This is a genomic window from Ferrovibrio sp., from assembly GCF_029255545.1.
GTDB lineage: Bacteria > Pseudomonadota > Alphaproteobacteria > Ferrovibrionales > Ferrovibrionaceae > Ferrovibrio.
The window spans coordinates 1-4,657 of sequence record NZ_JANLJJ010000095.1; the positions used below are offsets into that span (position 1 = coordinate 1).

Below are 4,657 nucleotides of genomic sequence, written 5' to 3' on the forward strand. Positions count from 1 at the left end.
TGCGCAATATCGTGCGCGTTCTGGCCGAGGCCGGCGCCCGCCCCGAGCATATCGTCCGCATGACCTGGTATGTGGTCGACAAGAAGGATTACCTCGCCCGCAATGCCGATCTGGGCAAGGTCTACCGCGAGATCATCGGCAAACACTACCCCGCAATGACCCTGGTGCAGGTCGCCGCCCTGCTGGAAGACCGCGCCAAGATAGAAATCGAGGCCACTGCGGTGCTGCCGACGGCATAAACCGCGGAACTTCCCGCTTTCTGGTTTGTTTATTCCTGCGCAGCGGAACCCGCCTCCGCCAGCATGCGAGCAGGGGACAAACCATGCGCGACATCTGCCTCATCCTGCTGGCCGCCATCATCGCCAGCCTGCCGTTCCTGGTACTGGGTAATCAAATCCATCGCCCGGCTCGGCTTGCTGATGATTCATCAACAATCAGGCAACAGTTCCAGGCGAGAAGTGGCCAGCCGCATATGCCTGCAGGTATCGCGCCTGTCGTGGTCGCGCGCTGAATGGAAGGTGTTCCATGACCAGACAACGTTTTTCCCGCCCACCCATCATCGCAGCCACTGTCACGGGCCTGGCCTTGCTGGGATTGCATCATGCCGCCATGGCGCAGCCCCGGTTCCTGGCCCAGGCCTCCAAGCAGGAAGAACCGGCGCCCCGTCAGCCACGCGCCGCCGTCCCTGGGCCCAACGCGGTGCCAGGCATACCCGAAGGGGAGAAATCAAAAGCACCCGATTTCTCTGTCAGGGAGAACATGCCCGAGCACAGCCAGGCACAGGCGGCCATCCTCGGCCAGCCCTTGCACGACGCCCAGGGCACCAAGATCGGCGAGATTGAAAACCTTGTCGTCGATCAGAACGGCAAGGTCCTTTCAGTTATTATTGGAATCGACAGGCTGCTGGGCCTGACGGAAGAGCGGGTGGAAATCGAATGGCGGCATCTCCGCCTGGAAATCAGGGACAAGGATGCCGCCTTCGTTACCGATCTGAGCCGGGATGAGCTGCGCAACATGCCGAAGGCAAGGCCCGACCAAAGCTGACGGATATGCGTCAGTTCATGCTGCGGATCATGCGGATGATGCCTGAATAGTCGGACGGCCCGTTGCCGCCCTGAACGTATTCGGAAAACAGCGCGGTGGCCTCGGCGCCCAGTGGCGTCTGTGCCCCGGCACTGCGCGCCGCCTCCTGCGACAGTTTCAGATCCTTCAGCATCAGTTCGGCCGCAAAGCCTGGTTTGTAATCGCGGTTGGCCGCCGAGGTCGGCACCGGGCCCGGTACCGGGCAGTGGTTGACCAGCGCCCAGCAGGAGCCCGATGAGCTGGAGACGATATCGAACATCGCCTGTGCGGAAAGACCGAGCTTTTCCGCCATCACGAAGGCCTCGGACACGGCGATCATGCTGATCCCGAGTACCATGTTGTTGCAGATCTTGGCCACCTGGCCATTCCCGGCCCCGCCGGCATGCACGATCTTCTTGCCCATGGCCTCCAGCACCGGCCTGGCCTTGGCGAAAGCCGCATCGGAGCCACCAACCATGAACGTGAGCGCGGCATTCTCGGCCCCCGCCACGCCGCCCGAAACTGGCGCGTCCACCATCAGCATGCCTTTGGCCTCAGCCGCGGCAATCGCCTCACGGGCCGATTTGACGTCGATAGTCGAGCTGTCGATGAACAGCGTGCCCGGTTTTGCGACGGCAAGGATACCCTTATCGCCGGTATAGACGCTCAGCACATGCTTGCCGGCCGGCAGCATGCTGATGACAACATCGACATCCTGCGCCGCTTCCTGCGCCGAGCCAGCCTTGGTGCCGCCCGCGCCGACCACATTCTGAACCAGCTCTGGCATCAGGTCGAAGGCCTTCACCTTGTGCCCGGCCTTGAGCAGGTTGCGCGCCATCGGGCCGCCCATGTTGCCAACGCCGATAAAACCGATATTCGCCATGGTTTCCTCCACCTGTATTCTTATTGTTCAGTCAAACTGCAATTCGCCCTGCAGCACAGGTTCGAAATACTTTTCGATCTCATAATCAACCACGGCCTCCAGTGTTGCTGGCCGCCATTTCGGCTGGTGATCCTTGTCGATGATCACGGCGCGGACGCCTTCGTAGAAGTCATGCCCGTCGGCGACATGATTGCATATGCGCCATTCCAGCCGCATGCAGTCGCGCAGCGACAGGCTGCGACCGCGCCGCAACTGGGCAAAGGTCAACTTCACCGAGGTCGGGGATTTCGATCGGATGGTGCGGGCCTGCTCCTGTGCGAAGGGGCTGCCATCGGCTTCCAGGGCCGCCATGATCTCGGCCATGCTGGCACCAGCGAACAGGCGATCGATCTGCGACTTGACCTCGGCCAGGGGCGACGGGCCGGGATCGGTTGCGAATCCGGTAACAACGGCATCGACGGCAGCCTTGTCGGCCGGCGCCGCAGCCACCAGAGCCTCTTCAAGCGCCGCCATCTTTTCACGCGGCACGAAATGCGTGGCGATGCCGGCCGTGATGATATCAGCGCCCTTCAGGCGCGTTCCGGTCAGACCCAGATAGACGCCGAGTTCACCCGGGCACCGCGGCAGGAAATACGTGCCGCCAACATCCGGGAACAGGCCGATGCCGGTTTCCGGCATTGCGAAATGCGCATGCTCACTGATGATGCGATGGCTGCCATGTACAGACAGGCCGACGCCGCCGCCCATGAAGATGCCGTCGATCAGCGCAATAAACGGCTTCGGAAATTCGCCAATCAGGGTATTGCAGCGATATTCGTCATACCAGAAGCGCTGGCGGTATTCGGCGCCGCCCGGCTCGCGATCAGCCAGCTTGCGGATGTCGCCGCCAGCACAGAAGGCTTTTTCGCCACTGCCCTTGATGATCACGGCTTTCACTGCCGGATCCTTGGCCCAGTCGCGCAGATGGCGCTCCAGCGGCACGCACATGTCATGCGTCAGGGCATTCAGGGCCTTCGGGCGGTTGAGCTGGATGGTGGCAACGCCGTTGCGGACGGCAAACAGGATATCGTCGGTCATGGGGTCCTTGCAGGTACGTCAATCAATCGTGGAACGAACCGGACAACAGCGCGCGGGAGATGATCACCCGCATGATCTCGTTGGTGCCTTCCAGAATCTGGTGCACGCGCGCATCGCGCAGATAACGCTCAACCGGATAATCCTTCAGGTAGCCATAACCGCCATGCAGCTGCAGCGCCTCGTTGCAGATGGCAAAGCCATTATCCGTCGCCAACCGTTTGGCCATGGCGCAATACATCGTGGCCTCGGGATGCTTGGCATCCAGCATCGCGGCAGCCTGCCGGATCATCAGCCGCGCTGCGGCAAGGTCGGTCGCCATATCGGCCAGCTTGAACTGCGTGGCCTGGAAACTGGCGATGGCATTGCCGAACTGCTTGCGGTTGGCGACATATTCGCGCGCTGTCGTCAGGCAGGCCTTGGCGGCGCCCAGCGAACAGGCGCCGATATTGATGCGACCGCCATCCAGGCCCGCCATGGCGATACGGAAGCCCTCACCCTCGGCGCCGACCAGATTGGCCTTCGGCACCCTGCAATCCTCGAAGATCACCATGGCGGTCGGCTGGCTGTTCCAGCCGAGCTTGCGCTCCTGCGCGCCGAACGATAGCCCCGGCATGCCCTTTTCGACGATCAGGCACGAGACGCCGCGCGCGCCCGCCTCGCCGGTCCGCACCATGCAGACATAGACGTCCGAGCGTCCGCCGCCGGAAATGAAGGCCTTGGTGCCGTTCAGCACATAGTGATCGCCGGCATCAACGGCTTTGGTCTGCAGCGCTGCGGCGTCGGAGCCGGCATTGGGCTCGGTCAGGCAGTAGGACGCGAACGTCTCCATGCTGCACAGGCCGGGCAGGAAGCGCTGGCGCTGCGCCTCGCTGCCGAAGCGGTCAATCATCCAGGCTGCCATGTTGTGGATTGAGATATAGGCCGCCGTAGAAGTACACCCGGCTGCCAGTTCCTCGAAAATGATCGCGGCATCCAGGCGGCTCAGCCCGGAGCCGCCGACATCGTCGCGGACATAGATGCCGCCGAAGCCAAGCGCCGCGGCCTCCCTTAACTCCTCAACCGGAAAGTGCTTTTCTTCATCCCAACGCGCGGCGCCGGGCAGCATGCGATCAGCGGCAAAACGCCGTGCCGTTTCCTGGATGGCCCGCTGATCATCGGATAACTCGAACAGCATCGCGCTTTCTCCCTTAAAGCGGGTCTTAATCGCCCCTCCTGCCGCCGTCAACGCTCCGGCTACGGCTGAGTCGCCAGCAGAGTCGCATGACTGCGGCCCGCATGCTAGCTTCGCGCCCACCGATGAGCCGCCAACCCTTACAATGCTGACGCCACCCCCCTCTGCAACACTGCCGGAGGTCAGTGCCGGTTCCGGCTGGCCGTTGCGTGGCGTGGCCTACTCCCTGGCCATCATCCTGGTCGGCATGGCAGGCCTGCTGGCCTACGGGCCATGGCTTACCGGCGAAACCGCCACCTGGCTGCCCGGGCACTCGCCGTTTCATATCGATATTGCCATGGCGGCGCTTCTGGGCGGCTTCGCCCTGCTGACCCGCGACCGCCTGCCCATCCTTTCCCGCCTGCTCGCTACAATGCTGGCCGCGTTGTGTCTGGCCGCGTTGTTGATTGCTTTGCAATCTCCTG

General features: G+C 62.7%; 7 protein-coding genes. 4 read left to right on the forward strand and 3 right to left on the reverse strand.

Features of this window, described 5'->3' with window-relative positions; all coding sequences use genetic code 11:
• The 3 genes from Q1J79_RS18895 to Q1J79_RS18905 form a co-directional block, all read left to right on the forward strand.
• Nucleotides 1–239 (forward strand): RidA family protein (locus tag Q1J79_RS18895; protein WP_300303524.1); only part of this gene is annotated, 239 nt, incomplete at its 5' end.
• An 83-nt stretch (nucleotides 240–322) separates the two neighbouring features.
• Nucleotides 323–511 carry a hypothetical protein gene (locus Q1J79_RS18900; protein WP_300303527.1) on the forward strand — a complete coding sequence of 63 codons (189 nt, stop codon included), beginning with the start codon at nucleotides 323–325 and terminating at the stop codon, nucleotides 509–511.
• Nucleotides 512–525: 14 nt separating this feature from the next.
• Complete coding sequence (locus Q1J79_RS18905) at nucleotides 526–1,044, forward strand: PRC-barrel domain-containing protein (protein ID WP_300303530.1); 519 nt, start codon at nucleotides 526–528, stop codon at nucleotides 1,042–1,044.
• Nucleotides 1,045–1,054: 10 nt separating this feature from the next.
• On the opposite strand, the gene mmsB is transcribed toward Q1J79_RS18905, so the two are convergent.
• The 3 genes from mmsB to Q1J79_RS18920 are packed head-to-tail and all read right to left on the reverse strand — an operon-like array spanning nucleotide 1,055 to nucleotide 4,196.
• Entirely contained in the window at nucleotides 1,055–1,945 is an 891-nt protein-coding gene (gene mmsB, locus Q1J79_RS18910; protein ID WP_300303533.1) for a 3-hydroxyisobutyrate dehydrogenase, read from the reverse strand.
• Between the two features lie 27 nt (nucleotides 1,946–1,972).
• Complete coding sequence (locus Q1J79_RS18915) at nucleotides 1,973–3,022, reverse strand: enoyl-CoA hydratase/isomerase family protein (RefSeq protein WP_300303536.1); 1,050 nt, start codon at nucleotides 3,020–3,022, stop codon at nucleotides 1,973–1,975.
• A 22-nt stretch (nucleotides 3,023–3,044) separates the two neighbouring features.
• Nucleotides 3,045–4,196, reverse strand: coding sequence for an isobutyryl-CoA dehydrogenase (locus tag Q1J79_RS18920; RefSeq protein ID WP_300303539.1), 1,152 nt, complete (start codon nucleotides 4,194–4,196; stop codon nucleotides 3,045–3,047).
• A 244-nt stretch (nucleotides 4,197–4,440) separates the two neighbouring features.
• Between Q1J79_RS18920 and Q1J79_RS18925 the strand changes: the two genes are divergently transcribed.
• The coding region (locus Q1J79_RS18925) for a hypothetical protein (RefSeq protein WP_300303542.1) at nucleotides 4,441–4,657 on the forward strand (217 nt) is incomplete at its 3' end.